We start from the raw sequence: 26,321 nt of genomic DNA, 5'->3' as shown, positions 1-26,321 counted from the left end.
GTTCGCTTCTCAGGCGGCGAAGCGGAATTCGCGGAAATGCTCCAGGAGCTGTGCGCGGGTGAAGGGCTTCAGCATATAGCCCTTCGCGCCAGCTCGCTTGGCACGCATGATCGCGCCGAGATCGAGCGCGCTGAGGCACAGAAGGATATGCGGTTTTCCCTCGGAAGGCAGTGTCATCAGGCCGCGCACCACGTCGCTTGAATCCATGTCGGGCAGGGAACTGTCCACGATGATGATGTCGGCCATTTCATGGGCTGAAAGTGCGATGGCTTCCTCGCCGGTGGCGGCTTCGGTGACCATGATGTCGGCGCTCGAAAGGATACGCTTGGCGACTTTTCGGATCACGCTTGAATCATCGACGATGAGGCAGCGAGCCATCTCCATTTCCCTTCATGCACCGGTGCTCCACACGACGCCTGCGTCGCATGATCATTCTTGCCTTGGATGGCCTGGACATGGCGCATGGCGGCGGCGGCCGTCGGGCAATGCCTCAGGGCCCGCCGGACGAACGGCAGGCAGGTGGAGTATGGGGGCTGGCTGGTAAACCGGCAGGAAACATTTATGGTAAAAAGTTGTTTTATTCGTCATTTTTCGCGCAAAAATAGAAATACGCGCTAGCGGCGGCATTAAGGCCGGCTGTATTTCAATCTCTTATGATATCCGCGCCGCATTCAGGCAGATGCCGAATGTAACGAAACCTGCGGCAGCAGGCGGCAGGTTTCGAGCTGCGGTGGCTTGCTAGAGACCGGCGCTCAGGATGATTTCTTCCGCGGTGGCGCGAATGTTGATCTTCATGCCTGTCTCGCGGGAGAGGAGCAGCGTGTAGTAGAACTGCACCGTATGTGCGTCGACCGCTTCCTCGGGCTTGTTGCCGGAATGGAGTTCGAGGAATTTCGGCGGAACACGCAGCATCGGACCCTGCGCGGTAATGGTGAACGAGGGAGCCGTATCGAGATTTTCGAGCGATACGTGAAGCTTGCCGCCTCGCGGGATTGCTGCGTTGGCGACCAGAAGCAGGTTGAGCAACAATTTCACCTGGTTCTTGGGCAGTAAGGCGCGGGCGCCGACCCATTCAAGCTCGGGCTTCTCGTTGTTGATGAAAGCTGCAGCCACCGTCTGGGCGTCACCGGTATCGATCTGCATTCCGGCTGAACCGGCCGCACCGAAGGCGATGCGGGCGAATTGCAGGCGGGCGGAGGCGTTGACCGCGCTTGCGCGGATCAGGTTCATGGCATCCTCGTCGGCGCCGCCCTCATCGAGCAGTTCAAGCCCGTTATTGATCGCGCCGACGGGCGAAATGATGTCGTGGCATACGCGGCTGCACAGAAGAGCGGCGAGATCCGGCGCGCTCAGGGAAAGAAGGTCCGACATGATCATCCGTCCTTAGATGGTTTGCCAATGGGTCTCGCTCCAACCGGATCCGTGGTTCCGGGCGGGTTAATGTGCTGGCGATCCGGCCCCTCGGACGAACTTCCGCCTCCCTGCGAATCAGCCGCTGGAACGCACCGTCTCTGGTTACACAGGCCGGAGAGGTGCGGCAACAGGCTGACCTGGCGCCATGTGCCGGGTCGTGGGAGGCTATGGAAATCCGTTCGGAACGCTCCGAATGCCTTCGACAAGCCATCTTTCCCGGTGAGGTTAATATTTGGAAAAGATTCGGCGCCTATCTTTAAACAAAGCACTGTTCCAAGCGGCGGCGGGTGTGTTTCGGGCGAGTGCCGAAGAGCTATCCACGGACGGAGTTGAGTGAATGTCTGCCAGATTTTTCGACTGCACGCGGTTCATGCGAGCCGCGATTGTGCTGTTGGCGCTCGCCCTTGGCGGGTTGGGCGCGGTTTCGGCGGCGAGGGCCGATACAGGCTATACGGCGCAGGAAATTGTTGACGCCGGCCACGGGTTCTTCGGGGCGACGACGGGCGGCCTTGCGACGGTGGTGGAGAAGGTTTTCGCCAGCTATGGCCTGCCTAATGGCTATGTTCTGGGCGAGGAGGGGTCGGGTGCCTTCATCGGTGGCCTTACCTATGGCGAGGGTACTCTCTACACAAAGAATGCCGGCGATCACAAGGTCTTCTGGCAGGGGCCATCCTTTGGCTGGGATTATGGCGGCCAGGGATCGCGCGTGATGATCCTCGTCTACAACCTGAATTCCGTCGATGCGCTTTACAAGCGTTTTGCCGGGGTCGCCGGTTCTGCCTATCTGGTGGCAGGGCTTGGTTTCAACGCGCTGAAGAACGGCGATATGGTGCTCGTGCCGATCCGTACGGGCGTCGGCGCCCGTCTTGGCGTGAATATCGGTTATCTGAAGCTTACGCAGAGCCCGACTTGGAACCCGTTCTGAGCGCAAACGGACGGCTACCACCGCCGGATGCTTGACGCGCGCGCCTTTTTGCGTGACGCAAGGGGATGTCCGCCATTGGCGGGCAGCTCCTGTATTCAAACGGATTTTCAACGTTGATCCAGTCGGTACTCCTCTTTCTGCTCGGATTCTTCACCGCAGGCTTTCTGGCGCTTCTGGCCGCGCCCATCCTGTGGCGGCGGGCCGTCTATCTCACGAAGCGGCGGATCGAGGCCTCGATGCCTCTGTCCGTGAATGAGCTCGAGGCGGAAAAGGATCGCCTGCGGGCCGAACATGCGATGTCGGCGCGCCGTCTTGAGATGAATGTCGAGGCGCTGAACCGCAAGACCGCACAGCAGATGGCGGAGCTTGCCCGCCTTGAAGAACAGGCATTGGGACTTGCCGACATGCGCGGCAAGCAGGATGTGGCGCTGGAGCGGTTGCGTGAGGAAACTGCGGGCCAGAAGGCCAATCTTGAAGAGAGCGCAAAGGCTATTGCCGGGCTGACCGAGCGCCTGGAAGGCGCGGAGGAGGAACTTCAGGTTCGTGCCGGCGCAATCGACAAGCTCGAAGAAATCTATGAAGAGGAGCGCGTCTCGGCAAGCACTCGCCAGATCGAACTGGCCAATCGGGACAGTGAGCTACGACGCATGGAAGCCGAACTGTCGGCCGAGCGCAAACGCCGCCGCGAGGCGGTGAACGGGTTGCGGGAAGCGACGGGCGCGCGTCATGAGGCTGAAGAGGCATTCAAGGCGGAACAGAAACGCGCAGCCGAATTGCAGCGAAAGCTGGAGGCCCGCATAACGGTTCTTTCAGACCGCGAGGAACTGCTGGAGCGTCGCGAAAGCGAAATCGCGCGTCTGCGCAAGGATCTGAAGGCAGCGGGGGGCGTGGCCTCCTCCGATGAAGCCGATGCAAAGCCCGTTGCCCGAAAGGGTGCTGCTGCCGTGGCCGCAGCGGATGATGAGGGTTTTTCCGTGGAGCGCGAGAAATTGCAGACGCGACTTTCCAAGCTGCTGAAGGAAAACAAGAAGCTGCGGGCCGAACTGAAGGCGGCTGCAACGGCTGCCCCGGCATCTGACGTGGTGCAGAAGGATGCGGGCCAGCCTGTTTCCGACAGCCGGTTGCGCGACCAGATCAGCACGCTTGCCGCTGAGGTCGTCAGTCTCGCCGCGGCTCTGGAAGGACCCGGTGCCGTAATCGACAAGGCGCTTTCAGCCGATACCGATGCCGAGGACGAGAGCCGTCCGATCAGTCTTGCGGATCGCGTACGGGCTTTGCGGGCAGCCGCAAAGAGTTGATTGCCGCAGATTGCCAATAGATTTCGCGTTCGGTTGAAAACCTGACGCCTGGATTAATGTGAATATGCGGGGCGGTGCGCTTGAGCGGACGCACGGCGCTCCAAGCGCTGTTTCAGCCGCGCCATAGTCTGTGAAGCGCGATGGCAGAGGCTGCCGCCACGTTCAGACTGTCGAAATCCGCTGCCATGTCGATGCGCGCGGTTGGAAGACGCTCCATTACTTCTTCCGAAAGCCCATGGCCCTCGCTCCCCAGTAGCAGCGCATGCCGGTCGGCCCGCGATACATCCGCAATGTCGAGCGCGCCGCGCGGGCTTAGCGCAAGCAGCGAAAAGTCGCGTTCGATGAGTGATGCCGCAAGAGTGTCGGCGTCGGGAAAGCGGGCGAAGGGAACCTTTAGCGCTGCGCCGACCGATACACGGATCGCCTTGCGGTAAAGCGGGTCGCAGCAATCCTCGGTGAGAAGGACTGCCGCCGCGCCGAAGGACGCTGCGTTGCGGAAGATCGACCCCATATTATCGTGATTGGCGATGCCTGAGAGCGCGACGACGAGCGCCTCGCGGGGAAGACTGTCGAGAAGGCCGGCGCCATCGGTTGCGGGTTTGCGCCCGATCGCGACGATGCCCCGATGCATCTCGAAGCCGGCAATGCCATCCATAACACTGCCATCTGCTACATAGACGGGCACATCTTCAGGGATGTGGGTAATCAGTTCGCCAAGCCCGGCGACGCGGTTGTCGCGCAGGAAAACGCTTTCGGCCGAAAAGCGGCTGGTGGAGAACAGGACGTTGAGGACCACGCGGCCTTCAGCGATGAAACGCCCCTCGCGGCCCACGAGGTCGCGTTCGCGAATGTTGCGATAGGCGGCGATGCGCGGATCGTCGATATCCTCGATACGGATCAGAGGTCGGGTCATTCGGACAACGCCGTGCGCGCTTTCCTGGCCATGTCCACCAGCGCCATGCGCATGGCGGTGGCGTCGTTCACCGTTTCCTCGAAGAAGACACGCCGGATTTCATCGCCCAGCGCCAGGTCGAAGCCGTCGGGGTCGATGCCGGTGAGCGTCCATCTGCCAGCGGGGGCACGGGCATAGTGGCGGGCGTAGTTCTCCACCGCGTCGGCATGGTCGCTGTTCATGTGGGCGATTGCGCCAGCTTCCCCGTCAGCGAGCGTTGCGCTTGCCGTTTCGTCGCTGAGAAGGTCGTCGCGGCCAAGGCGATAGGCGCGCGCGAAACCGCCGTTCAGAAGACCAGCCTCCGGTTCCAGCCGGTACAGGGTAAAATCGGCGAAGCCGATATAGAGTCTGGCCTTCGGGTTGCGGGCGAGATAGCGCCGTTCGGCCCTGGCGTGATCCTCGCTTTCGCGCTCGATGCGGCGGGCGGTTGCCTTGAGCGACAGGCGCGGATGGGCAAGCGGATCACCCTTGCCGGGTTCTCCGAGAAGCAATGAACAACGTGGTTCGGCTTCCAGCGCGCGGGTATGGGCGGAAAGGCCGGAAACGAGGATCAGCGGCGCGCCATCCATGTCCGAGGCCGTGGCGACACGGGTTGCGAGTGGTGCGCCGTCCTCCGGGTCGATGGTCGCCAGCGCACCGAACCGGGCACTGCGCAGAAGCGTCCGGCCAAGCCGGATCGCCTCGTCATCCGTTTCCAGAAGGACGTCTTTCTTCTTGTCTTTGCTCATGGCCGCTTCCTTGTCTTGAAGCGTCTCCATGGCCCATCGTGCAATGCCCCGCAAGACCACGGGGAGATTTCAGGGGCTATTTCGGCGCCATGCGGATCGCACCGTCGAGGCGGATGGTCTCGCCGTTCAGCATCTGGTTCTCCACGATATGACAGACAAGGGCTGCATATTCGGCCGGCTCGCCGAGGCGTGGCGGGAAGGGAACCTGAGCGCCAAGCGATGCCTGGGCGTCCTCCGGCAGGCCCGCCATCATGGGGGTTTTGAAGATGCCGGGCGCTATGGTGCAGACCCTGATGCCCGAGCGGGCGAGGTCGCGGGCAATCGGGAGCGTCATGCCGACGATGCCGCCCTTGGATGCGGAATAGGCGGCCTGGCCCATCTGGCCATCGAAAGCGGCAACGGATGCGGTGTTGACGATGACGCCGCGCTCGCCGCCTTCCAGTGGATCGCCAGCACTTGCCGCGGCGGCGAACAGGCGGATCATGTTGAAGCTGCCGATCAGGTTGATCTCGATCACCTTGCGGTAAAGATCGAGCGAATGCGGGCCGTCCTTGCCGACGGTCTTCATGCCCGCAACGATGCCGGCGCAATTGACGAGGATACGTGGTGTACCGAGTTTCCCGGTTACTGTGGCGAGCAGGGCATCGCCATCCTCGGCGCTCGACACGTCGCATTTGACCGCAATGCCGCCGAGATCTTCGGCAACCTTCAGCGCCTTGTCCATGCCGACATCGGCGATGGCCACCCTGGCTCCCTTTGCTGCAAGCGCGCGCGCCGTGGCCTCGCCGAGGCCCGAGCCGCCACCGGTGACGATTGCAATTGCTCCGGATGGGTTCATGAACGATCCTCCCTTGTGTTCGCGGGAAGACTAGCGAGCGGCGGAGACGGGCGGAAGGCCGTCTTTGGGCGTGTCTCCGCTTAGGCGGTTTGCGAAATTGCACAAACGATTGCGGATGAGCGCTGCATTTTCCTTCGCATATCAGCGCCTGACGACTGCCCTGAGCACGTCGCGGATGCCGATAGCGCCGACAAAACGGGATGCAGCATCGAACAGGGCGACGGGAGCCGTCTGGGATTGCTGCATGGCGCGCATGACCACTTTGAGCGATGTTTCGGCGGTCGCCCAAAAGACCTTTGAGGGATCTTCGGGGAGCCGCTCCACGTCGTCGCAGGAGACCCAGAAGGCCGGTTCCCCGTTCCGTTCGGCGCCGATCACCAGCATGTTCTCATCGAGCCTGAAACGGGTCGTTCTGCGCCGGTCGAGCCAGACCCAGTCGTCGCCGGCGGGTTCGAGATCGCGCACGTCGCGCATCACGTTCCAGGCGGTCAGGACCGAAAGCGGGTTCACGTTCGAAATGAAGTCGCGCACATAGGCATTTCCAGGCCGCAGGATAATGTCCTCCGATGTGCCAGTCTGAACGATGCGGCCACCTTCCATGATGGAGATGCGGTTGCCGATCTTCAGCGCTTCCTCCAGATCGTGGCTGACGAAAAGGATCGTCTTCTTCAGCCGTTTCTGGAGTTCCAGAAGCTCGTCCTGCAGCTTGGTGCGAATGAGCGGATCGAGCGCGGAAAAGGGTTCGTCCATGAGCAGGATCGGAGCTTCAGTCGCAAAGGCGCGGGCGAGACCTACGCGCTGCTGCATGCCGCCGGAAAGCTGATGGGCGTATTTGTCGGCCCAGTCGGCCAGGTGCACGAGTTCGAGCTGCGCCATGACGCGCTCGCGCCGCTCCTTCGCGGGCACGCCGGATAGTTCGAGGCCGAAACCGACATTGTCGGCCACCGTGCGCCAGGGCAGGAGGGCGAATTGCTGGAACACCATGGCCACGCATTGGCGGCGGATACGGCGCAGGTCGCGTTCCGAGCAGGTCACGACATCGGCCTGCCAGTCGCCGTCGCGCACGACGACCGAGCCGGTGGAGGCTTCGTTCAGCCGGTTGACGGTGCGCAGCAGCGTCGACTTGCCGGATCCGGAAAGCCCCATCAGGACGGATATCTCGCCATGCTCGACGGTCAGGTCGCAGGCTGCACAACCCAGCACCGCGCCCGTCTCAGCAAGGATTTCGGTGCGGCTCAGTCCCTTTTCGACGAGGGGCTGAGCCGCAGCCTGCTGCCGGTCCGTGCCGAACAGCACGCAAACATTGTGAAATTCAAGGGCGGGGCTCATCGGTCGCCCTTTCGTTCCACGCGGGCGATGCGGTCGAGAACGATGGCAAGCACCACGATGGCAAGGCCGGCTTCGAGGCCGAGAGGAATGTTGACCGAGTTCAGCGCCCTGACGACCGGTTTGCCAAGACCGTCGGCGCCGATCAGGGCGGCGATGACCACCATGGAAAGGCACAGCATGATGCATTGGGTGAGGCCGGCCATGATGGAGGGCAGGGCGGCGGGGAGTTCCACCTTCCACAGAAGCTGGCGCCGGGTGGCGCCGAAGGCGAGGCCCGCTTCCAGAAGTGCCGGTTGCACGGAAGTGATGCCAAGATAGGTCAACCGGATGGGGGCGGGGGCTGCGAAGATCACAGTGACGATCATGCCGGGGGCCGCACCCAGGCCGAACAGGATCAGAACCGGTATCAGATAGACGAAGGTCGGCAAGGTCTGCATCAGATCGAGCACCGGGCGCAGGAAACGGTAGACGCCCGCATTGTGCGCCGCCCAGATGCCGACCGGCACGCCGATCGCCATGGATGCGGTGGCGGCGGTCACGACGAGCACCAATGTTTCGACGGTTTCTTTCCAGAGACCCTGATTGATGATGAAGAGCATGCCGAGCGCAACGCCGAGCGCAAGCTTCCAGGAGCGGTGAAGCGCAAAGGCGAGTGCCGCCAACAGCGCCACGACGAGAATGGGGGGCAGGGAAAGGAGGGCGTCGGAGAGCCCGTCAAGCAGGCTTCCCAGCGTGTCGGAAAGCCTGTCGAACAGAAGCGAAAAATTGCCGGTCAGGAAATCGAAAAAATCGCGGCCCCATCGGCCGACGGGTATTTTCCACTCAGCGATCCATTCGGATATGGGGTCCATGCGCGCCAAGGGTTCCTTTTATTGATTTCCTGCAATCGTCTCGCGACGAAAGGCGTCGTGTCACTCGATACCGATATGGGCTTTCACCGCCTCAAGGCCCGGCTTTCCGTCAAGGGTTTCGACCCCTTCCAGCCAGGGTGCCAGCGCCTGCGGGTTTGCCTTCAGCCAGTCGCCTGCAGCCATTTTCGGGTCCTCGTTGTCGTCGAGAATTTTGCCCATGATCTGGTTTTCCATGCCGAGCGAGAACACCATGTTCTTCAAAAGCCTGCCGAGATTGGGACAATCGGCGGAAAGGCCGGCGCGGGTGTTGGTTAGCACCGTCGCGCCGCCGTAATTGGGGCCGAAGACATCGTCGCCGCCATCGAGATAGGCCATTTCGATGTTGGCGTTCATCGGATGAGGCTCCCAGCCGAGGAAGACCACGTCCTGTTTGGAGCTGACGGCGCGGCGCACTTGCGAGAGCATGCCGGCCTCCGAGCTTTCCACCAGCTCGAAGTCCTTGAGGCCGAATTGCCCCTTGTCGATCATGTCGAGGATCAGCCTGTTGCCGTCATTGCCGGGTTCTATGCCATAAATCTTCTTGTCGAGCTTGTCGGCGAAGGCCGCGATGTCGGCAAAGGTCTTGAGGCCCGCATCATAGGTGTAACGGGGCACGGCGAGTGTGTATTTGGCGCCTTCCAGATTGGTCACGAGGGTCTCGACGGAACCGTCCTCGCGATAGGGGGCGATATCGGCTTCCATGGTCGGCATCCAGTTGCCGAGGAAAACGTCGATGTCCTTGTTCTTCAACGAGGCATAGGTGACCGGCACGGACAGCATCTCGGTGGAAGGGGCGTAGCCAAGTCCTTCCAGAACGACGGACGCGGTCGCGGTCGTGGCGGTAATGTCGGTCCAGCCGACATCGGAGAATGTGACGGTCTTGCAGGCGTCGGTGTCGGAGGCGATGGCCGGGCCCACGCTGTAACCGGCGGCGATACCAAGGCTTACTCCAAGGGCGATTGCCGTCGTTCGGCTCGGTAACATGGGTCTACTCCTGAATTCATGAGACGCGGCTGCAAATTGTGCAGAGGCTCTTAACCGGCTTTTTGAAATTGTTCAAAGGCAAGCACCAAATCCGGCAACCCGCAAGCGCAAAGCCGGGCCGGGACCGTCGCAATCCGGTGGATCAACCGCATGAAGCGTTTTCTTGGACGGTGGAGTGTTGTTTATGGGCGCAAAGGACGGATGACGGGCGATGGCCAAACTCTATTTCCACTACGCGACGATGAATGCGGGAAAATCCACGATGCTCCTGCAGGCATCCCACAATTATCGCGAGCGGGGTATGACGACCATGCTTTTCGTCGCGGGTCATTACCGCAAGGAGGATGGAGGCTATATCTCCTCGCGTATCGGGCTCGAGAGCGGGGCGGAGATGTTCCGCGACGGGGACGATCTGTTTGCCCGCATCGCCGATCATCACGAACATTCTAATGTCCATTGCGTTTTCGTCGACGAAGCGCAGTTTCTGGAAGAGGAGCAGGTCTGGCAGCTGGCGCGCGTTGCCGACCGGCTTGGCATCCCGGTCATGTGCTACGGGTTGCGGACGGATTTTCAGGGGCGGCTCTTTTCCGGTTCGCAGGCGCTTCTCGCGCTGGCCGACGAGCTGCGCGAGGTGCGCACCATCTGCAGGTGCGGCCGCAAGGCGACGATGGTCGTGCGGCTTGGGGGCGATGGCAAGGTGGCGCGCACCGGCGAGCAGGTTGCCATCGGAAAGGATGTCTATGTCTCGCTCTGCCGTAAGCATTGGGAAGAAGAGATGGGACGCCAGCCCGCCGAGGACCTGATGGGATTTGCCGGCAGCGCCCGGGGCGCCGAATAGGCTGCCTGCCTCAGGCTATCCCCAGAAAGCGGATCAGGCCGACAGCGAAAGCCGCAAGACAGGCAAGTGAGAGAAGCGCGGCTGTCACAACGCGGCCGCCGCTCTTCATGACGCTGCCCATGTCCACGGTCAGGCCAAGTGCCGCCATCGCTACCACGGTCAGAAGAGCCGAAACGGACTGCATGGCGGGCAAGGCTGTTGCCGGGATCAGCGCCAGCGAGCGCATCGCCATCATCAGGAGAAAACCAACGATGAACCAGGGCACCATCTTCGTCAGCGGCAGCCGGTTTCCCTCCTGCCTGCCGAAGGCCAGACCCAGAAAGAAGATCACCGGGCCAAGCATCAGCACACGCACCAGCTTGACCAGAGTGCCCACCTGGATGGCGACGGGGCCTGCAGGGGCGGCGGCCGCCAGGACCTGTGGCACCGCATAGACGGTCAGGCCCGCGAAGACACCCGACTGGACGGCGCTCATGCCGAAGGCGACATAAAGAACGGGCAAGATGAGCACTGCAAGGATGCTCAGGAAAGCGGTGAACGACAGGGATGCCGCGATCTCGGAAGATTCTGCGCGTATCACCGGCGCGGCGGCGGCGATGGCCGAGTTGCCGCAGATGGAATTGCCGCAGGCAACGAGGGTTGCCAGCCGGGGCGGCAGGCCCAGTGCGCGGCTTACCGCATAGCCCGCTGCCAGCGAGAGCGCGACCACCGCCACAATACCTGCGACAAGGCCAAGTCCCGCTTCTCCCAGTGCTTCCACACTGATCGAGGCGCCGAGCAGGACGATTGCCACCTCAAGAACCGTCTTGGCGCAGAAATCAATGCCAGGCCGCAGCACGGGATTGCGCCGGGCAAGCGTGCTTGCGGCGGCGCCTATGAGGATCGCCAGCACCAGTCCCTCAAGCCAGGCGTGCCCGAACACTGCTTCCTCCACCCAGGCAGCCGCCACTGCCAAGGCGGCGACGGCGATCGATGCCAGAATGCCGGGAATGCGCGAGGCGATCGGGTTCTGAAGAAGCGGATGGGAAGCGGAAGAAAGGCTGATATCGGACATGGCCGGAAGCTGTCATGGCCAATCATCGACTTCCATCGAATAATATGGCATAAATCATTCTGAAAAATCGAATGATGGCATGACTTTCGAGCAGTTACAGATATTCGTGGCGGTTGCCGAGCGCGAGCACCTTACGCAGGCGGCGACCGCGGTGGGGCGCACGCCCTCGGCGGTGAGCTCGGCCATCAAGGCCCTCGAGGCCTATTATGGCGTGCAGCTTTTTCATCGGGTCGGGCGCGGCATCGAGCTTACAAGCGTCGGGCGCGTGTTTCTCACAGAAGCACGGGCGACGCTTGCGCGCATCCGTTCTGCCGAAACCATGCTTTCGGAGCTTGGCGGATTGCGGCGCGGCGAGCTCAACATCCACGCGAGCCAGACGATAGCCAGCTATTGGCTGCCACCGGTGTTGATGCGGTTTCACCAGCGCTATCCGGGAATCACACTCCATCTCAGCGTTGGCAACACGCGCATGGTGGCTGAGGCGATGATCGAGGGCATTGCCGAAGTGGGCCTCGTGGAAGGCGCTGTGAACGAACCGGCGCTTGCCGTCCAGAGAGTTGGGCGTGATGCGCTTGCCGTGGTCGTGGCGCCCGGCCATCTCTGGGCGGATGGGCACCTTTTGGGCATTTCCGATCTTCTGGAGGGCACTTCATGGGTCATGCGCGAGGAAGGTTCCGGCACGAGGACGGTGTTCGAAAGCGCGCTTGCCGAGATGGGGGGCGACCCGCGAAAGCTTTCCATTGCAATGGTTTTTCCTTCCAATGAGGCCGTGCTCTCTGCGGTTCGGGCGGGGTCGTGTGCGGCCGCGATCTCCATGTCGGCAGCCGGGCCTCTGGTGGAGCAGGGTTTTTTGAAAATTGCCGGCATCAGGCTTGGTGCACGCGACTTCAGCCTGCTGCGGCACAGGGAGCGCCGGCAGAGCGCTGCTTCCATTGCTTTGGAGGAAATGTGTGTTGAGGCCGGTAACGTCTTTCAATCGTCAGCCGGCCCACATATATTTCCGCGACCCTGACACTCGCGGAGCGCATCATCATGGCAACGTTGCAGAATTTCGACACGGAGATCGCCAAGACCCGTGATGTCGTCAATGAGATGCGTACGCGGATCGAGCAGTCGGGCACCGTGCTCGACAAGCTGGCGCGCACGGACGAGAAAATCGGCCAGGCCGATTTCGACATCGAGAACGCCCGCATCTCCGATGTGCTCAAGCAGCAAAAGGTCATGGAATCGAATATCGCGGACCTGATCATCGGCCTCGAAGATGCGACCAACGTGTTCGGCTCCGAATTCGAGAGCATGAAAAGCTACACCGGCTGGGAGAATTTCATCGGCATTTTCTCCAAGCAGCGCAAACAGCGCATGCGCACCGAACGCGTGCGCAACATGTCGCTTGCCGGAAATCTTCAGGAACTGCTTGGAAAATCCGACACCATCACCGGCATCCTCAAGGAACAGAAGCAGGTTCTGGAGGAACGCTACAAGACCTCGGAGACGAGCCTTGCCACCGTGATCGAGCGGCGCAAGTCGACAATGCACGATCTCGAGACCACACAGAAGCGGATCGAGGAGCTCAATCCCATGCTTCTCGATGTCGAGAACCGCATTGCCGCATCGACGAGCCAGAAGGATCGCACGGAGCTGGAGGGCGATCGCTCCAAGCTTGCGACCGAGTACAATGAGGCGCAGGCCCGCGAGCAGACACTTCTGGCCGAAAGCCAGACGCTCGAACGCTATACGTCGATGTTCCAGACCTTCGTGGATTCGCTGAACAACCAGATCGCGGCCCAGTCGACACTCATCAACAAGCTCACCATCGATACCGAGCAGCGCATCGTTCTCTACAAGGCGTTAGAGGATTCGTTGAAGACGGCGGCCCAGCAGGATGTCGCCCACCGCATCAACACGCTGGGCTCCAAGGTCGACAACACCGCGGAAGAGACCATGGCGGGTATCGGCGCTGCCGCACAGCGCCATATCGGCGATCTCCTGGAGCTGCATGAGAAGAACATGGTCACCACGGCCGATATCCAGCGGCGCAAGAAACTGGCGGACGATGCTTTCGCCCGCCGCTTCGAAGACGTGATGAAGAAGCACGACGCGGCCAATTACGTCCGCAGCTGATGGGGCGGCCTGTGTTGGATATGCCGGTGTGTCTTGAGGCGGTTGGCGCTGCGCCATCGCGGCAGCGTCTAGCCCTGAGGCGCGTATCATGAACGCGACGAACGAGGCCGCCGAACGCTATTTCTCTGCCATCTCGTCAGCCCTTGAGGGAATAGGCGTCTATTTCTCCGACCGCACGGCCTCGCCATTCCAGTCACATGGGCTGGTTGCGGAAGTGGTGGCGCCCTATATCGGCCGCCTGGAACGCTCCTTCGACTGCTGGCGCAACCGGATCGGCTTCATGGAGAAGTTCCGTATCCAGAGGGCGGAGAGCGGCTATCCGGTGTTCCAGAGTGTTCTCGAACTCGAGAATGACCGGCGGCAGGCGGAAAAGCGGCTGGCGGGCATTCCCGGTCCGGATGAGCTGCGTGCCGAGATGGTCGATTTCATCCTGCGCCATCGCGAGTTTCCCGAAGCGCTGCAACGTTCCATGGCCGAGCGGCTCTATCTGGAGGAGCTCAGAGACGGCAAGGTTTTCTCGCCTTTCGTTCTGCCCGAAACCGTACGTGTTTCGGTCAATCCGAAGACGAAGCGACCCTACTATCTCGTTCACTGGGGGGCATTCGACGGTTCTTCCAGCTTGCCCATGGTCTATATGGCGGCGGTGGAGGATTCCTCGCCCGACATGATCAAGGTCCTCGTGACCGATGAAGGAAAGCTGAACGACGGCGTGGAGATCGGTTTGCCGGTGGGCGGTCTTCTCAATCCGGCGCTGGCGCACAGGTTCGACGAATTCGCCGAGAAGAATTCGGCCTACTCGCTGTCGCCTGCCACGATCGCCGGCAATCTCGACAAGGATTTCGACAATCTACATCCCAAGCAGCTGCGCCGCGTCGTGCTAGGTCCTTTCTACACGGCGGGGATCACCGAGAACAATTCAGCGGTCTCGGAAGTGCTTTCCAAGGTGCGGCGCCAGGAAAATGCCTGGCTTCTCACCTGGACCGTGCAGGAGGTCTATTCCAAGAGCGAGCGACCGGCCCGCAAGGGGCTGTGGTCGAGCGAGCCGGCGCGCGAGGAATTCTTCATCGAGACTGATGATCTGGACGCTGCCCGCATGGGCGTCAGCGCCTATGAACAGCATGCGCTCGTTCCCCATGAGGCCTATCAGGCGCTCTATGCGGCGGGCGAGGCCCAGAAGATCTTCGAGGGCTATGATGTGCATGTCATCTCCGGCGGCAAGGTGATCACCGATGTCTAGGGTTGTGACCCTGGCGCCCGTGTTCTCCTTCACATGGGCAATGGGTGCAGATGAAGGGCAACCTCACCGCCCGGCAAATCAGGAGCTTCCATGGATACTGGCCTGACGACCATCGACGAAAAGGACATCGAGAAGCACCGTGCCACGGCGCAGAGCCTTGTGACGCGTTTCGTGATGCTGGAGAGCGATGCGGGGCGTTCAGGCACCGAGCTTGCCGGCACCGGGCGGCGTTTCGTCTCCACCGTTTCCACGGGGTCTCTGCGCAAGACGCGCGAGGTGGAACTTGTCAGGACAATCGCGGCGATCCGCAAGGACGACCCGATGTTTTCCATCGCTCAGCACACGCTGCTCTACCGCGCCCGGCGCGGGGCAGCGGTAGCGCTGTCTGTCGCTGATGTGTTCGCGCGCTCGACCGAGCTTGAAAGCCTTCAGGAACGCAATACCCGCAGCCCGCTCGAAGGCGATGTGGCGCAGAGCTATCACGCGCTGCTTCAGGCGTCGGCCTATGTCGCCGCCTTTACGCTGTCCTCCTATCTGTTGCGCATGCTCGATGCGGACAGCGAGCCGGTCAATGACACGGATGAACCGGATTTCCAGTTCGACACGCCACAGGACGCGCTGAAGAGCGTGATCGCCGCGCTCGACCGTTCCATTGCAGGGGCTGCCGACGAGACCGTGATGACGGCTCGGGCGCGGGCGGTGGCGCGGGTCGCCATTGAGGGGCTGTTGCAAAGGCGAGGCCGGTTCAGCGGGCTCGGGGCCTTCGAGAACGCACATATGCGGCTTGAGGCCGATGATTTCACGCTTGACGGGTTCGACGTTGCGCCTGGTCAGAAGCGCAAGCCGCTGGTCATGAGCTTCAAGAAGCCCAACGAGATCATCGGCAACCACATCGCCAAATACCAGGCCATGAAGCTTGCCAAGATGCTCATGGCCTATGATTTCGACCGGCAAATGAACCCGTTCGTCGAACTGGGTGGTTTTCTCTTCACCTTCATCGGCGATGGAGCGCCGGGCACGGGCAAGACCATCCTCATCCAGATGACCGCCGGGCTCCTGAACGATTATTGCCAGGTGGCGGGTGTACCCTTCCATTACGAGAATTTCGGCGTTGACCAGATCTCCTCCTACCAGGGCAAATCGGGCCAGAACTGCAAGCAGTTCGTGGAAAACGTCTTGAGCCCGCGCGCCATCGGCTTCGGCACAATCGACGACATCGATCAGGTGGCGGCCAAGCGTTCCGACGACCGGGCGTCAGCCGGTCAGCAAGAAGTGACCGGCGTCCTGATGGAAAGTTTCGCAGGCGCAGGCACCGTGGTGCGCGGCAATTGCTCGTTTGGCATGTTCTCCAACTATCCGGAGAATGTGGATGATGCCTTGCGCCAGCGGGCGGGCGCGCGCTGGCTGGTGGACGGGCCGCAGACGCTGGAAGACTATGTCGACATCTTTGTGCTGCTTGCCGGAAAGAACCACGACATTCCGCTTGGCGAGCACTCGCTTTTTGCGACGCAGGAGATCAAGCGGGCGGTGGAGACGGCCTATGAAGCTCATTCCAGGCCGCAGGAAGAGGGGCTGCAAAAGGTCTATGAGCGTTTCCTGAACGAGCGCGGCGAGCCCGGAACTCTGACCGACATTGGCGCCTATCTGCACGAGATCAAGCTTGCCGAACCGCGCTTCACAGGGCGCGCGATCAAGAACATCACCGATGCGATCAAGATGCGCGCCATGGATATCGAGCTGCCGGACGCATGGTTCGAAACGCCGGATGCCTTCATGCGCAAGGGGTACGATGAGAAGAAGGCGATGATCGCCGAGCTGCGCAAACCGTTCACGATGAGCATGGTGATGCAGGAGATCAACCGCTACGCGGATTCGGAATTCCGCTATTCCGACCGATCCGACGACGTGGCGGTCTCCAACATCGTGCGCGACCAGCGCCTGCGCGAACGCGCCATCCGCGAGATCGAGGATATGAAGGCGAGAGGTGTGTGGAATGCGGGTTGAGCTGGCAGAGGAGCGGGCATGAACCTCCTGCGTGACAACGACCTGATCTTCGGGCGGTTGCTCAAAATCGAGGAGCCGCACCTGATTGCGCGCTACAACAAGGCGCTGGAGGCGTTCGGGGTCAGGCAGACCAAGCTCAAATCCTTTGAGATCGACCGGACAGGATTTTCACCCGAAATCGCCAAGGAATTGAAGGACGACCAGTATCTCGATCCCAATGGCGTCAATCGGCGCTTCATCATCCTGACGCCGGCGCAGATCGAGCTGCCCGTCGTTCACACCGCCTTCTCCAACACGTCGCAGCTCGTCTACGAGTTCATGACCGCCAATGCGCGCGCCATCAACGCCATCACCATCAAGGATGTGGTCTATGGCGAGATCGAGGAGCAGGTGAACCAGGTCCGCGATATCGAGGACCTGCTGTCCATCGTGCAGGTGGAATTCAAGGTGCTTTCAGCGGAAGACCTGCTTGGCAAGGCGGCAGAACTCGGCAGGCTCGCCGACCGGGTGAAGCACGAGCCCGACGCCTGGCGCGACGATACGCTTTTGCAGCGCATGGTAGCGCTTTCAAAGGAAACCGGGGATATCCGCGAAAACAGTCTGGTGCCGGAGCAGGTGGTGTTTCGGCACGGCGCCTATTGGACGAGCCATTTCGGCGGCGTCTACATCTTCGCCGACCGCGATACGACCACGGTTATCGCCGACCCGGCGACGCCGGGTTTCCGGCGTTCGCGACCCTGGCAGGTGAGCTATCTTGCAAAGGACGACCCGGCGCGCATTTTCCGTTTTCTGGCGGAGACCGGGCGCATTCAGCTGCCGCGGGCTTCCTGGATGGAAACCTCCGGCTATCTCGCGCATCGCGGCGAGATGGTGCTGCTTGATCTGGTGCGCAAGGCCAGTCCCGATCAGGATTTCTCGCGCATCGATCCGGTCTGGCTTCAAACCTGGACACATCGCCATGCCGATATGGTGGCGCGCGAAGGGTCCGTTCCCTTCCTCAACGCGGCGGTGCGCGAAATCAGCCAGTTCGGCCAGCTCAAGATTGAGGAAATTCCCGCCCCTCAGCGTTTCCTGGTGACGCGAGCCAATCCGGAACATCCGGATGCCTGGCTGACGAACAGGCTCGTTTCCGACCTTGTTCCATCGGATTTCATCGCTCGCTACATCTTCAACAAGCAAGGTTTCTACGAAGACTACGAGAACTATTCGGAGAGCTGGCGCGAATATGTTGTGGCGCGGCTCAAAACCACTTATCTCAGGGACAAGGCGGCGTTGAGACGACGTCTTTTTGGCTTGGACTGAACCCGCCCGAGGAGGCGCCCCGTGCTCGATCCGATCGTCGAATTCTTCACCCGCGTCTTCCACTGGATCGGTCGTGGCATCGGCATGGTGATCGCGTGGATTCTGTGGCCGTTCGTGGCCGCGGGACGCTGGTACACACGGCGCGGCTGGATTATCCGCGGGTCGGTGGGGCTCGCCGTTCTGGCAATTGTCGGTTTCTACGGATATTTCATCTGGCAGACGCAGGTCTGGACCAATTTCGATCCCGACTATGTCGAAAAATACAAGCTTCAGGAGCGCGGTGTTTCGGCGGGCGAACAGACCGCCGGCACCCAGGGCGGCGAAACGCGCACCTGCGGGCGTTCGGCCATTGTCGACCTGACCGCCGATCTGACGGACTTCAACGTGAACCAGAATGCCTGGATTTCCTCCATGCTTCTGTACAAGCTCGGCTTCTTCTTCGTGCTCGACTGGGACGATACGCCGTTCCTCGACAACAAGGCGTCCTTCCAGCGCGGCATCAATCAGGGTGTGCGGCGCAGCGCCATCGAACTCGTCGATGCACTCGGGCGCGTGCGCGGCACGTCGCAAATCGACCGCGACCTGCAGAACGCACGCGGCGCGCTGACCTTCGACGAGGAGACCTGGTATTTTGGTCTCAGTCCCTTCGGCCCAAAGACGCCGACACCGAGCTTCTATCGTTCGGCCATTCGCGACCTGCGCAAATTCAATGACCGGCTGGTTTCCTGCGAGGCCGTGTTCGATGCGCGCGCCGACAATCTCATCCAGTATCTAGACCGTATTGCAAACGATCTCGGCTCGACCTCCGATCTCCTTCGCCAGCGCTCGGAAAACTACAATGGCGGCTGGTTCGATACGCGTGCGGATGATCGCTTCTGGTTCGCCTATGGGCAGCTCTACGCCTATTACGGCCTTCTGCGGGCTGCCGGCGCGGATTTCGAGGATGTCATCAAGCAGCGCTCGCTGGGTTCGCTCTGGGCCACCACCGAACAGCAGTTCCGCGCCGCGCTCAACATTACACCCTTCATCATCTCCAATGGACGGGAGGATGGCTGGGTGATGCCGACCCACCTTGCCACGATGGGCTTCTACATCCTGCGTGCGCGATCCAATCTCGTCGAACTGCGCCAGGTTCTCGACCGGTGAGAGCAGCATTGGCGGGCAGTCCCGCTCTGGCAAGTCGGCATGGAGTCCTTGGAGGGGAATGTTCCAGCCGATGATCCTCACCATTGCAGTTTCGGGATACCGGTCACTTCGCGATGTCATCCTGCCTCTGGGACGACTGAATATCGTCACTGGCGCGAATGGCGCCGGCAAGTCCAGCCTTTATCGGGCGATACGCCTGCTTTCTGAAGTCGCACAAGGAGAGGCAATCGCCTCCCTGGCGCGTGAGGGCGGGCTCGGCTCGACGCTCTGGGCGGGGCCGGAAAAGTTCTCCGCCGGCATGAAGTCCGGCGAGCAACCGGTTCAGGGTACGGTACGCACCGGTCCCGTTAGCCTCCGGTTGGGATTCGCCGACGAGGATTATGGCTATGCGGTCGACCTTGGATTGCCCAGCCCCTCGAAAAGCATGTTCGCGCGCGACCCCGAGATCAAGGCAGAAGCGGTCTGGGCGGGTGAGGCGCTGAGCCGCCGCAACGGCTTCGCGCGCCGCCGGGGACCGCATGTCGGCGTTCTGGACCAGAGCGGCAAATCCGCCACCGTTTTGACGTCTCTTTCTCCTTCCGACAGCATGATGACCCACGCTGCGGACCCCCGCAATGCGCTGGAGCTTCTCGTTCTTCGCGACCGGATGCGAAGCTGGCGGTTCTACGATCACCTGCGCTCCGATCTCGATGCGCCGGTCCGGCGTCCCCAGGTCGGCACCCGCACCCCCATCCTGTCGTCGGACGGGAGGGATCTTGCGGCCGCGCTGCAGACGATCATCGAAATCGGCGATGCCGAGGGGCTGTCGGCGGCTATCGACGATGCGTTTCCTGGCAGCATCCTCGAAGTGCGGGAACGGGACGGATATCTGGAGGCGATGGTGCGGCAGCAGGGGTTGCTGAGACCCCTGTCCGTGGCTGAACTATCCGACGGGACGCTGCGCTACCTCATGCTTGTTGCCGCGTTGCTCTCACCGAGGCCGCCTCCCTTGCTGGTTCTGAACGAACCGGAGACGAGCCTCCATCCGGCATTGATCGAGCCGTTGGGCCGGCTTCTGTTGCGTTCTGCGTCGAGGTCGCAGGTGATCGTCGTCACCCATTCCCAGGCGCTAGCGGAGGCGCTTGCCGAAACGGGGGAGGCCGTGACTTTCACACTGGCCAAGGAACTCGGCGAAACCATCGTTCTTGAAGATCATGTCCGGCCCGCCTGGGCATGGCCGGAGCGCTGATGCTCAGTGCTGTCGAAAACGTATCGTACATTCGAAACGGAAGCTGTCGGGAGATGCAGGATCCATTATGGCCGAAGTGAAGTCAGACATTGAGATCGCCCGCGCTGCCGTGAAGAGACCGATCCAGGAGATTGGCAAAAAGCTCGGCATTTCACCCGAAGACCTAGTGCCTTACGGGCATGACAAGGCGAAGATTTCGGCGGATTTCATCGCACGGATCGCTGGACGCAAGGACGGGAAGCTCATCCTTGTGACGGCGATCAACCCAACGCCGGCGGGCGAGGGGAAGACCACCACGACCGTGGGACTGGTCGACGGACTGAACCGTATCGGAAAGAACGCCGCCGTGTGCATTCGTGAGGCGTCGCTCGGTCCCTGTTTCGGGATCAAGGGGGGCGCGGCCGGAGGTGGTTATGCGCAGGTGGTTCCGATGGAGGACATGAACCTCCATTTCACCGGCGATTTCCATGCAATCACCTCGGCACACAATCTGCTCGCCGCCATGATCGACAACCATATCTATTGGGGCAATGCGCTCGGCATCGACACGCGCCGGGTCACCTGGCGGCGGGTGATGGACATGAACGACCGCGCATTGCGGCAGGTCGTCTCGTCCCTTGGCGGGGTGGCGAACGGTTTTCCGCGCGAGAGCGGCTTCGACATCACGGTTGCTTCCGAGGTCATGGCGATCCTGTGCCTTGCAAGCGATCTCAACGATCTTGAGCGCAGGCTTGGCGAAATCGTCGTCGGCTATCGCCGCGACCGTAGCGCGGTGCGCGCACGGGACCTGAAGGCAGACGGGGCCATGGCCGTGCTTCTCAAGGATGCGTTGCAGCCCAATCTGGTGCAGACGCTGGAGAACAACCCCGCCTTCGTTCATGGCGGGCCCTTCGCCAACATCGCCCATGGCTGCAATTCGGTGATGGCGACGCGTACGGCGCTGAAACTTGCCGATTATGTGGTGACGGAAGCGGGGTTCGGCGCCGATCTCGGAGCGGAGAAATTCTTCGATATCAAGTGTCGCAAGGCGGGGCTTAAACCGGCGGCGGCTGTCATCGTGGCCACGATCCGCGCCCTCAAGATGAATGGCGGTGTCGCCAGGGACGATCTGGGGCAGGAAAATATCGCTGCGGTTAAAGCCGGTTGCGTCAATCTCGGGCGGCATGTGGAAAATGTGCGCTCTTTTGGCGTTCCGGTGATCGTGGCGATCAACCATTTCCACTCCGATACGCAGGCGGAGATCGATGCCGTCAAAGCCTATGTCGACGAGCTTGGGGAAGAAGCCGTGCTGTGCAGGCACTGGGCGGAAGGGTCGGCCGGTATCGAGGAGCTGTCACACAAGGTTGCGGCGCTTGCCGATGAGGGCAAGGCGCGCTTTGCGCCGCTTTATCCCGACGAAATGCCGCTTGTCGAAAAGATCGAAACCGTGGTGAAGCGTATTTATCGCGGTGCTGGAATCTCGGCCGATACGTCCGTGCGCGCCCAGCTTCGGCAATGGGAGGAGGAGGGATATGGCCATTTACCCGTGTGCATGGCCAAGACGCAATATTCCTTTTCAGCCGACCCGGCGCTGCTCGGCGCGCCTGTGGATCATGTGGTGCCGGTGCGCGAGGTGCGGCTCTCGGCAGGGGCAGGCTTCGTTGTCGCCATCTGCGGAGACATCATGACCATGCCGGGCCTCCCGAGGACGCCGGCCGCCGAGCACATTTTCCTCAATGAAGACGGTATGATCGAGGGATTGTCTTAAAACTTGAGTCTGGAGGTGACGCGCGCCCTGAGGCGCGCGCCTCAAATCAGGCAGAGACCGCGAATTCGGTCATCATGCCGGTGGCCAGATGTGGCATGTGGTGGCAGTGAAACATCCAGCGCGCGGCTTCGCCAGCATCGACCGCGAGGGTGACCATGGCCATTGGCGGGACATAGACGGTGTCGCGCATGGCGCCGGAGAAACGTCTACCGTTGATACCGACCACCTGGAATGTGTGACCGTGCAGATGCATGGGGTGCCCCATCATCGACATGTTGTGAAGCGTTATCTCGAAACGTTCGCCGCTGCGTGCGGTAATCGGGGCATGATCGCCCCAGATGCCACCGTCAATGGTCCATAAATAGGGCTCCATACTGCCGCTCAGCATCACCATTCGCCCATCGCTGGCAGAACGCGGGGCAAGCGGAGTGGTGGCGGAAAGCCGCGTCTCCAGATCCAGCCCCAGGGCAGGGGCTTCTTCATCGCCCGTCGAAGCGATGCGTTTCACATCCGCCCCCGGTGTCGCAAGCACGAGACCTGTGCGTTCGCGCGCCCCTTCCCGCAGAGCGAGGATCGGAAATGCGCCGCCTTGTACGGGAATGCGCAGGCGCAAATCCATGCGTTGCGCCATGGTGAGCCCGAAACGCCTTCCCTTAAGAGGGATGACCGGGTGTCCATCGACGGCAACCAGTTCGGCATCGAGCGCGCCACTGTCGACCCAGTAGACCGTTGCGGAGGCGGCGTTGACAATGCGCAGGAGCACCTCGCCGCCGGGCTCGACCATGGTAACATCGGGATCGTCGAGCGTGCGGCTGTTGGCCAGATAGGCGTCGAACTCAATGTCGTTCAGGTCCATCTCCATGGCACCGTGATTCATGCCGCCATGGTTCATGCCGCCCATGCCCATCATGCCCCCCATGCCGCTCATGGATGACGAGCCATGGCCGGCTTCGCTTGCGCCCAGATCGTCGAGCAAATCCGACAGGGGTTTGAAGGTGAAGTCCTGTAGGAAAAGGACGATTTCCTGCCGATCGGCTTCGGCATCTTCCTTCGTCCTCACGATAAGAGGGGCGGCGAGGAGCTGCATCTCCTGTGCGGGAATGTGTGCATGCATCCAATGCGTGCCGGCGAGCGGTGCGAAGTCATAATCCCTTGTTTCGCCGGGCTTGAGTTTGGGCATTGGCATGTCGGGTACGCCGTCCTGATCATTGGGCGGTATCTGGCCATGCCAGTGGATCAGGGTTTCCTCCGCAAGCGTGTTTTCAAGCGAAAGGCGGAATCGCTCTCCCGGTTCGAGAACCAATCCCTGCCGACCATCCCCGCCAGACAAGCCGAAGACGGTGGCCGGCTTGCCGTCGATGTCGATCGTACGGGTGGTTGCCTGAAGGGTGCGCTGCGGCGCGGCGCGGAGCGTTGCAGGAAGGGCTGCGGTTGCGGCGAATGCCGCGCCGGCGGCGAGAAAGCCGCGGCGTGTGAATGTGGAGTGCATAATTTTCTCCTGAAGACTGTCCTTGGTAGCCACAGGCATGCGCGGGATGCGCAAAATCCTGCCGGCAATGTGCGGTGGTTTTCAGGATAAGGAGCGGGGCGGTGGAGTTTGTGGTTCTTGCTGCCATCCGGCGTGGGGACGGTCGGCAATCGCCAGCACCCGCGGAGCCTCGGGTTGCCAGAGAAGCGGGGCAGAAATCCGGCTTGGAATCGAGGCTGCTGCGCAATGCGCGGCGCAGCGCTCAGTCTTCTGATGCGTGTCCTGGCAGTGGGACATGCCGCCATGGACAGCGCAGGCCGCCGTCCTGTCCATCACCGTCATTGCGGTCGCGTGACCTGGCGTTCCGGCGAATGCCAGAACAAGTAGGAACAGCAATGCAAGATACTGCAGCGGTGTTTTCATCGGCGTTCTAAACAACAATTCCAGTAACGACCAATGCATGGAGTATGCGGCAGCATCAAGGCCCGCACCAGAGATCAGGCGGCACTTGGTCCCGGATCGTCATCGCCGGCCAAATCCGGTCTCAGGGAAGGCATCGGAGCGCCTGCATCATGCACCAGTCGCAGGGCCGGGCGGGTATTGGCGCGCTCCGCCATTTTCCGCAGCGCGGCCTCGGGCTGGTAGAGCACGCCTTCAAGCGCGATGCGCTCGGGCGTCGTTTCGCCGTCGCGCAGAAGTGCTATGGCTTCCCCTTCTGCAAGACCCAGAAGCCCCATGCCTCGCATGGTTGTCAGCGGCAGGGACAATCCAACCATACCCTGGGTGGGATCCGGAGTCAGAAGCCTGACCTGCGAATCCGCGTCGCCGATGCGATAGCGCACCCGGCTATTCAGGGTGGCAACGATGGGCGGTATGTCTTCCCGCGTCATGAGCTCGGCATTTTCGAGCTTGTGCTCAAGCAGCCGGGCGAATGCCGTTCTCCGGTCGGTGATATTTCTTTGAAGCTGTTCGAGGATGGTGAAGTCGCTGAACGTCAGGATGCATCCCTTGCCGGTCCACATCTTTGATCTCCGCTGGCAGGTCCTGGGGAAAGGAATTTCGCCCCCTGCGCGGAAATCGCTTCCGCACAGGGGTTACCCTCCCGTCAGGAGATGCCCCGTGAAAAACTGGAGATGAGGATGGTTCTGCGCCATGGCGTCAGGCGTTCTCCGCCGGCTGCCGGACTTCCAGCACCGTCAGCTTGTGCGTACGGCCGTTGCGCGCGGTCCAATCGATAGACTGCCCCTCCTTGAGGCCGATCAAGGCCGTGCCCACCGGCGTGGTGATGGCAATGCGGCCCTTTTCGATATCGGCGTCGCCGGGGTAGACGAGCGTTACCGTCTTTTCTTCGCCATCGGCGGTGTAGGTCAGCGTCGATCCCATGCGAACGATAGTGGGCGCAAGGGCGCTGTCGCGCACGACACGCGCGCGGTCGAGCTCGGCCATCATCGTTTCCGACATTTCGGGGTTGCGCTCTTCCAGGGCCTCGGCGAGGCCTGTTAGGCGCTCATAATCGGTTTCGGAAATCGTGATCGCGGGCTTGCGGCCCGATTTGTTCTGCACGGTCTTGTTCTGCATTGGCTTTTCCATGCGAGGCCGTCCCGGCGCATCTGCCATGCGCCTTTGGAGAACTCTCTGCTCCTGTTCTTAAATCTTGAGGGGTGCGCCGTCTGAAACCTGCTCCGCCGATTTTTACCGGCCAATTGGGCCGAGCAGCGGATTCGCGCCCCACGGTTCGGAGGCGCACAGCACCGAACCGGGGGTCATTGTCCCGCGATGGGACAAACCCGGAAAAAATCGGATGTGCGTTTGCGATGCTGTTTCATATGCTGAAGGTGGTGCAGCGCCGGGGCGATGTCAAGATTGAGGGTTGAGGCTTCCTTCGACTTTGCCGCATGGACAGGACAAGCATGAAGCCTATTAGATGAAATCTGCAAAACAGGTTTGGCATGAAAGACAATACGCGGCGTTTTCTCGACAGGCTCAGAACGAACAGGCGCATTCTCGGGCCGGTGCTTCTCTTTCTCGTTCTGGCCCTCGGTTCCTTTATCTTCCTTGCCATTGCAGATGAGATGGCAGAGGGCGAAATCCGCGCGCTCGATGAAAATATCCTCTTGTCCATGCGTAACCCCGCCAATTCCGCCGACCCGATAGGGCCGGCCTGGCTCGAAGAAACGGCGGTGGAGATCACGGCTGCCGGCGGTTATCCGCTGATTGTGCTTTCGCTGACCCTGGTCATGGGGCTTCTCGTAGTGACACGGCGATATGGCGCTGCATTTTATGCTTTCTTTTCCGTCGCTTCGGGGGCGGCAGTCTCCTACACGCTGAAGAATTATTACGATCGGCCAAGGCCGGATATCGTCGAGCATCTGGATGTCATTCATACCGCGAGCTTCCCGAGCGGCCATGCGATGGCGACAACGGTGGCCTATCTGACGCTGGCGGCCCTAGTCATCCGCTTCGTCGCGGATTGGAGGGTGCGCCTCTACACGCTTGCAGTGGCGATTTTCATGGCATTCATGGTCGGCTTGAGCCGAATCTATCTCGGCGTCCATTGGCCAAGCGATGTGGCGGCGGGATGGGCTTTGGGTGCAGCCTGGGCTTCCCTGATATGGCTTGCCGTGACACTGGTTTCGCTCTATCGCGACGGGAGGGGCGGGCTGGATGCAGGAAAGCAGTTGCGCAAGGACGCGGCTGACGGTATGGAAAAGCCATGACGACGATTTCTTGCGCAAATCTCTGGTGGTGGGCCCGCTAACAGCGGCCACCGTGCAGTATGCGCGACGTAAAGACCATGGCCGCAGGTGAAAACCGGGCGG

Annotated in this window: 25 protein-coding genes; 13 read left to right on the top strand and 12 right to left on the bottom strand. The window is 61.3% G+C overall.

The genetic code is table 11. The annotated features are described in order from the left end of the window. Positions 1-9: 9 nt before the first annotated feature. Entirely contained in the window at positions 10-384 is a 375-nt protein-coding gene (locus NA8A_RS06505) for a response regulator (RefSeq protein ID WP_009449856.1), read from the bottom strand. A gap of 41 nt (positions 385-425) precedes the next feature. Here NA8A_RS06505 and NA8A_RS25070 point away from each other — a divergent pair, with 41 nt between their 5' ends. Next, positions 426-605 (top strand): hypothetical protein, encoded by a 180-nt coding sequence (locus NA8A_RS25070; protein WP_143087875.1) that lies wholly within the window; start codon positions 426-428, stop codon positions 603-605. Between the two features lie 133 nt (positions 606-738). On the opposite strand, the gene chpT is transcribed toward NA8A_RS25070, so the two are convergent. Then, complete coding sequence (chpT, locus tag NA8A_RS06500; protein WP_009449855.1) at positions 739-1,371, bottom strand: histidine phosphotransferase ChpT; 633 nt, start codon at positions 1,369-1,371, stop codon at positions 739-741. A gap of 412 nt (positions 1,372-1,783) precedes the next feature. On the opposite strand from chpT, the gene NA8A_RS06495 reads away from it, so the two are divergent. Beyond that, positions 1,784-2,338: a DUF1134 domain-containing protein gene (locus NA8A_RS06495; protein WP_375295327.1), complete on the top strand. Its 555-nt coding sequence runs from the start codon at positions 1,784-1,786 to the stop codon at positions 2,336-2,338. A 113-nt stretch (positions 2,339-2,451) separates the two neighbouring features. Further along, a complete protein-coding gene (locus NA8A_RS06490) occupies positions 2,452-3,636 on the top strand; it encodes a coiled-coil domain-containing protein (protein ID WP_040671985.1) in 1,185 nt (394 codons plus the stop codon). Between the two features lie 112 nt (positions 3,637-3,748). Here the strand turns inward: NA8A_RS06490 and NA8A_RS06485 are convergent, their stop codons facing one another. The 6 genes from NA8A_RS06485 to NA8A_RS06460 form a co-directional block, all read right to left on the bottom strand. Continuing rightward, a complete protein-coding gene (locus NA8A_RS06485; protein ID WP_009449852.1) occupies positions 3,749-4,549 on the bottom strand; it encodes a TrmH family RNA methyltransferase in 801 nt (266 codons plus the stop codon). After that, positions 4,546-5,316 (bottom strand): HugZ family pyridoxamine 5'-phosphate oxidase, encoded by a 771-nt coding sequence (locus NA8A_RS06480; protein ID WP_040671983.1) that lies wholly within the window; start codon positions 5,314-5,316, stop codon positions 4,546-4,548. The genes NA8A_RS06485 and NA8A_RS06480 overlap by 4 nt, the downstream gene beginning before the upstream one ends. A gap of 76 nt (positions 5,317-5,392) precedes the next feature. Then, on the bottom strand, positions 5,393-6,154 hold the full coding sequence (locus NA8A_RS06475) for a 3-hydroxyacyl-CoA dehydrogenase (protein ID WP_009449850.1): 762 nt from the start codon (positions 6,152-6,154) through the stop codon (positions 5,393-5,395). 141 nt (positions 6,155-6,295) lie between these two features. Beyond that, on the bottom strand, positions 6,296-7,483 hold the full coding sequence (gene choV / locus NA8A_RS06470) for a choline ABC transporter ATP-binding protein (RefSeq protein WP_009449849.1): 1,188 nt from the start codon (positions 7,481-7,483) through the stop codon (positions 6,296-6,298). Then, positions 7,480-8,334 carry a choline ABC transporter permease subunit gene (gene choW, locus NA8A_RS06465; RefSeq protein ID WP_009449848.1) on the bottom strand — a complete coding sequence of 285 codons (855 nt, stop codon included), beginning with the start codon at positions 8,332-8,334 and terminating at the stop codon, positions 7,480-7,482. Before choW ends, choV begins: the two co-directional genes overlap by 4 nt. Before the next feature lie 60 nt (positions 8,335-8,394). Further along, entirely contained in the window at positions 8,395-9,357 is a 963-nt protein-coding gene (locus NA8A_RS06460; protein ID WP_009449847.1) for a choline ABC transporter substrate-binding protein, read from the bottom strand. Between the two features lie 211 nt (positions 9,358-9,568). On the opposite strand from NA8A_RS06460, the gene NA8A_RS06455 reads away from it, so the two are divergent. Further along, positions 9,569-10,195, top strand: a complete 627-nt coding sequence (locus NA8A_RS06455; RefSeq protein WP_009449846.1) for a thymidine kinase — start codon at positions 9,569-9,571, stop codon at positions 10,193-10,195. Positions 10,196-10,205: 10 nt separating this feature from the next. Here the strand turns inward: NA8A_RS06455 and NA8A_RS06450 are convergent, their stop codons facing one another. Beyond that, entirely contained in the window at positions 10,206-11,249 is a 1,044-nt protein-coding gene (locus NA8A_RS06450; protein ID WP_009449845.1) for a YeiH family protein, read from the bottom strand. Between the two features lie 79 nt (positions 11,250-11,328). Here NA8A_RS06450 and NA8A_RS06445 point away from each other — a divergent pair, with 79 nt between their 5' ends. The 8 genes from NA8A_RS06445 (at position 11,329) to NA8A_RS06410 (ending at position 22,034) form a co-directional block, all read left to right on the top strand. Next, positions 11,329-12,261 (top strand): LysR family transcriptional regulator, encoded by a 933-nt coding sequence (locus NA8A_RS06445; RefSeq protein ID WP_009449844.1) that lies wholly within the window; start codon positions 11,329-11,331, stop codon positions 12,259-12,261. Positions 12,262-12,281: 20 nt separating this feature from the next. Further along, complete coding sequence (locus tag NA8A_RS06440) at positions 12,282-13,370, top strand: hypothetical protein (RefSeq protein ID WP_009449843.1); 1,089 nt, start codon at positions 12,282-12,284, stop codon at positions 13,368-13,370. An 88-nt stretch (positions 13,371-13,458) separates the two neighbouring features. Beyond that, positions 13,459-14,607 (top strand): hypothetical protein, encoded by a 1,149-nt coding sequence (locus tag NA8A_RS06435; protein ID WP_009449842.1) that lies wholly within the window; start codon positions 13,459-13,461, stop codon positions 14,605-14,607. A gap of 90 nt (positions 14,608-14,697) precedes the next feature. Continuing rightward, positions 14,698-16,611, top strand: a complete 1,914-nt coding sequence (locus NA8A_RS06430) for an AAA family ATPase (RefSeq protein ID WP_009449841.1) — start codon at positions 14,698-14,700, stop codon at positions 16,609-16,611. Between the two features lie 18 nt (positions 16,612-16,629). After that, positions 16,630-17,913, top strand: a complete 1,284-nt coding sequence (locus tag NA8A_RS06425; RefSeq protein WP_009449840.1) for a DUF6638 family protein — start codon at positions 16,630-16,632, stop codon at positions 17,911-17,913. A 21-nt stretch (positions 17,914-17,934) separates the two neighbouring features. Continuing rightward, positions 17,935-19,059: a DUF2333 family protein gene (locus NA8A_RS06420; RefSeq protein WP_009449839.1), complete on the top strand. Its 1,125-nt coding sequence runs from the start codon at positions 17,935-17,937 to the stop codon at positions 19,057-19,059. A 70-nt stretch (positions 19,060-19,129) separates the two neighbouring features. Beyond that, on the top strand, positions 19,130-20,287 hold the full coding sequence (locus NA8A_RS06415; protein ID WP_040671979.1) for an AAA family ATPase: 1,158 nt from the start codon (positions 19,130-19,132) through the stop codon (positions 20,285-20,287). A 67-nt stretch (positions 20,288-20,354) separates the two neighbouring features. Further along, a complete protein-coding gene (locus NA8A_RS06410; protein WP_040671892.1) occupies positions 20,355-22,034 on the top strand; it encodes a formate--tetrahydrofolate ligase in 1,680 nt (559 codons plus the stop codon). 46 nt (positions 22,035-22,080) lie between these two features. Here NA8A_RS06410 and NA8A_RS06405 read toward each other — a convergent pair whose 3' ends face one another. The 3 genes from NA8A_RS06405 to rnk all read right to left on the bottom strand — a co-directional run bounded on the left by NA8A_RS06405 (position 22,081) and on the right by rnk (position 25,080). Further along, positions 22,081-23,523, bottom strand: coding sequence for a multicopper oxidase family protein (locus tag NA8A_RS06405; RefSeq protein WP_009449836.1), 1,443 nt, complete (start codon positions 23,521-23,523; stop codon positions 22,081-22,083). A 476-nt stretch (positions 23,524-23,999) separates the two neighbouring features. Beyond that, entirely contained in the window at positions 24,000-24,524 is a 525-nt protein-coding gene (locus NA8A_RS06400) for a GreA/GreB family elongation factor (RefSeq protein WP_009449835.1), read from the bottom strand. 136 nt (positions 24,525-24,660) lie between these two features. Next, positions 24,661-25,080 (bottom strand): nucleoside diphosphate kinase regulator, encoded by a 420-nt coding sequence (rnk, locus tag NA8A_RS06395; RefSeq protein WP_009449834.1) that lies wholly within the window; start codon positions 25,078-25,080, stop codon positions 24,661-24,663. A 371-nt stretch (positions 25,081-25,451) separates the two neighbouring features. On the opposite strand from rnk, the gene NA8A_RS06390 reads away from it, so the two are divergent. Beyond that, the gene (locus NA8A_RS06390; RefSeq protein WP_009449833.1) at positions 25,452-26,219 is read left to right on the top strand and encodes a phosphatase PAP2 family protein; all 768 of its coding nucleotides are present in this window, start codon (positions 25,452-25,454) and stop codon (positions 26,217-26,219) included. The last annotated feature ends 102 nt before the right edge of the window (positions 26,220-26,321 follow it).

It is taken from the genome of Nitratireductor indicus C115 (assembly GCF_000300515.1).
Lineage (GTDB): Bacteria > Pseudomonadota > Alphaproteobacteria > Rhizobiales > Rhizobiaceae > Nitratireductor > Nitratireductor indicus.
This window is presented reverse-complemented; position numbering and strand designations above follow the sequence as displayed.

What these genes read in the sequence shown, in the direction of transcription:
- NA8A_RS06505 (WP_009449856.1), bottom strand. Translation starts at nt 384, where the DNA reads ATGGAGATGGCTCGCTGCCTCATCGTCGATGATTCAAGCGTGATCCGA.
- NA8A_RS25070 (WP_143087875.1), top strand. Translation starts at nt 426, where the DNA reads ATGATCATTCTTGCCTTGGATGGCCTGGACATGGCGCATGGCGGCGGC.
- chpT (WP_009449855.1), bottom strand. Translation starts at nt 1,371, where the DNA reads ATGTCGGACCTTCTTTCCCTGAGCGCGCCGGATCTCGCCGCTCTTCTG.
- NA8A_RS06495 (WP_375295327.1), top strand. Translation starts at nt 1,784, where the DNA reads ATGCGAGCCGCGATTGTGCTGTTGGCGCTCGCCCTTGGCGGGTTGGGC.
- NA8A_RS06485 (WP_009449852.1), bottom strand. Translation starts at nt 4,549, where the DNA reads ATGACCCGACCTCTGATCCGTATCGAGGATATCGACGATCCGCGCATC.
- NA8A_RS06480 (WP_040671983.1), bottom strand. Translation starts at nt 5,316, where the DNA reads ATGAGCAAAGACAAGAAGAAAGACGTCCTTCTGGAAACGGATGACGAG.
- NA8A_RS06475 (WP_009449850.1), bottom strand. Translation starts at nt 6,154, where the DNA reads ATGAACCCATCCGGAGCAATTGCAATCGTCACCGGTGGCGGCTCGGGC.
- choV (WP_009449849.1), bottom strand. Translation starts at nt 7,483, where the DNA reads ATGAGCCCCGCCCTTGAATTTCACAATGTTTGCGTGCTGTTCGGCACG.
- choW (WP_009449848.1), bottom strand. Translation starts at nt 8,334, where the DNA reads ATGGACCCCATATCCGAATGGATCGCTGAGTGGAAAATACCCGTCGGC.
- NA8A_RS06460 (WP_009449847.1), bottom strand. Translation starts at nt 9,357, where the DNA reads ATGTTACCGAGCCGAACGACGGCAATCGCCCTTGGAGTAAGCCTTGGT.
- NA8A_RS06455 (WP_009449846.1), top strand. Translation starts at nt 9,569, where the DNA reads ATGGCCAAACTCTATTTCCACTACGCGACGATGAATGCGGGAAAATCC.
- NA8A_RS06450 (WP_009449845.1), bottom strand. Translation starts at nt 11,249, where the DNA reads ATGTCCGATATCAGCCTTTCTTCCGCTTCCCATCCGCTTCTTCAGAAC.
- NA8A_RS06445 (WP_009449844.1), top strand. Translation starts at nt 11,329, where the DNA reads ATGACTTTCGAGCAGTTACAGATATTCGTGGCGGTTGCCGAGCGCGAG.
- NA8A_RS06440 (WP_009449843.1), top strand. Translation starts at nt 12,282, where the DNA reads ATGGCAACGTTGCAGAATTTCGACACGGAGATCGCCAAGACCCGTGAT.
- NA8A_RS06435 (WP_009449842.1), top strand. Translation starts at nt 13,459, where the DNA reads ATGAACGCGACGAACGAGGCCGCCGAACGCTATTTCTCTGCCATCTCG.
- NA8A_RS06430 (WP_009449841.1), top strand. Translation starts at nt 14,698, where the DNA reads ATGGATACTGGCCTGACGACCATCGACGAAAAGGACATCGAGAAGCAC.
- NA8A_RS06425 (WP_009449840.1), top strand. Translation starts at nt 16,630, where the DNA reads ATGAACCTCCTGCGTGACAACGACCTGATCTTCGGGCGGTTGCTCAAA.
- NA8A_RS06415 (WP_040671979.1), top strand. Translation starts at nt 19,130, where the DNA reads ATGATCCTCACCATTGCAGTTTCGGGATACCGGTCACTTCGCGATGTC.
- NA8A_RS06410 (WP_040671892.1), top strand. Translation starts at nt 20,355, where the DNA reads ATGGCCGAAGTGAAGTCAGACATTGAGATCGCCCGCGCTGCCGTGAAG.
- NA8A_RS06405 (WP_009449836.1), bottom strand. Translation starts at nt 23,523, where the DNA reads ATGCACTCCACATTCACACGCCGCGGCTTTCTCGCCGCCGGCGCGGCA.
- NA8A_RS06400 (WP_009449835.1), bottom strand. Translation starts at nt 24,524, where the DNA reads ATGTGGACCGGCAAGGGATGCATCCTGACGTTCAGCGACTTCACCATC.
- rnk (WP_009449834.1), bottom strand. Translation starts at nt 25,080, where the DNA reads ATGCAGAACAAGACCGTGCAGAACAAATCGGGCCGCAAGCCCGCGATC.
- NA8A_RS06390 (WP_009449833.1), top strand. Translation starts at nt 25,452, where the DNA reads ATGAAAGACAATACGCGGCGTTTTCTCGACAGGCTCAGAACGAACAGG.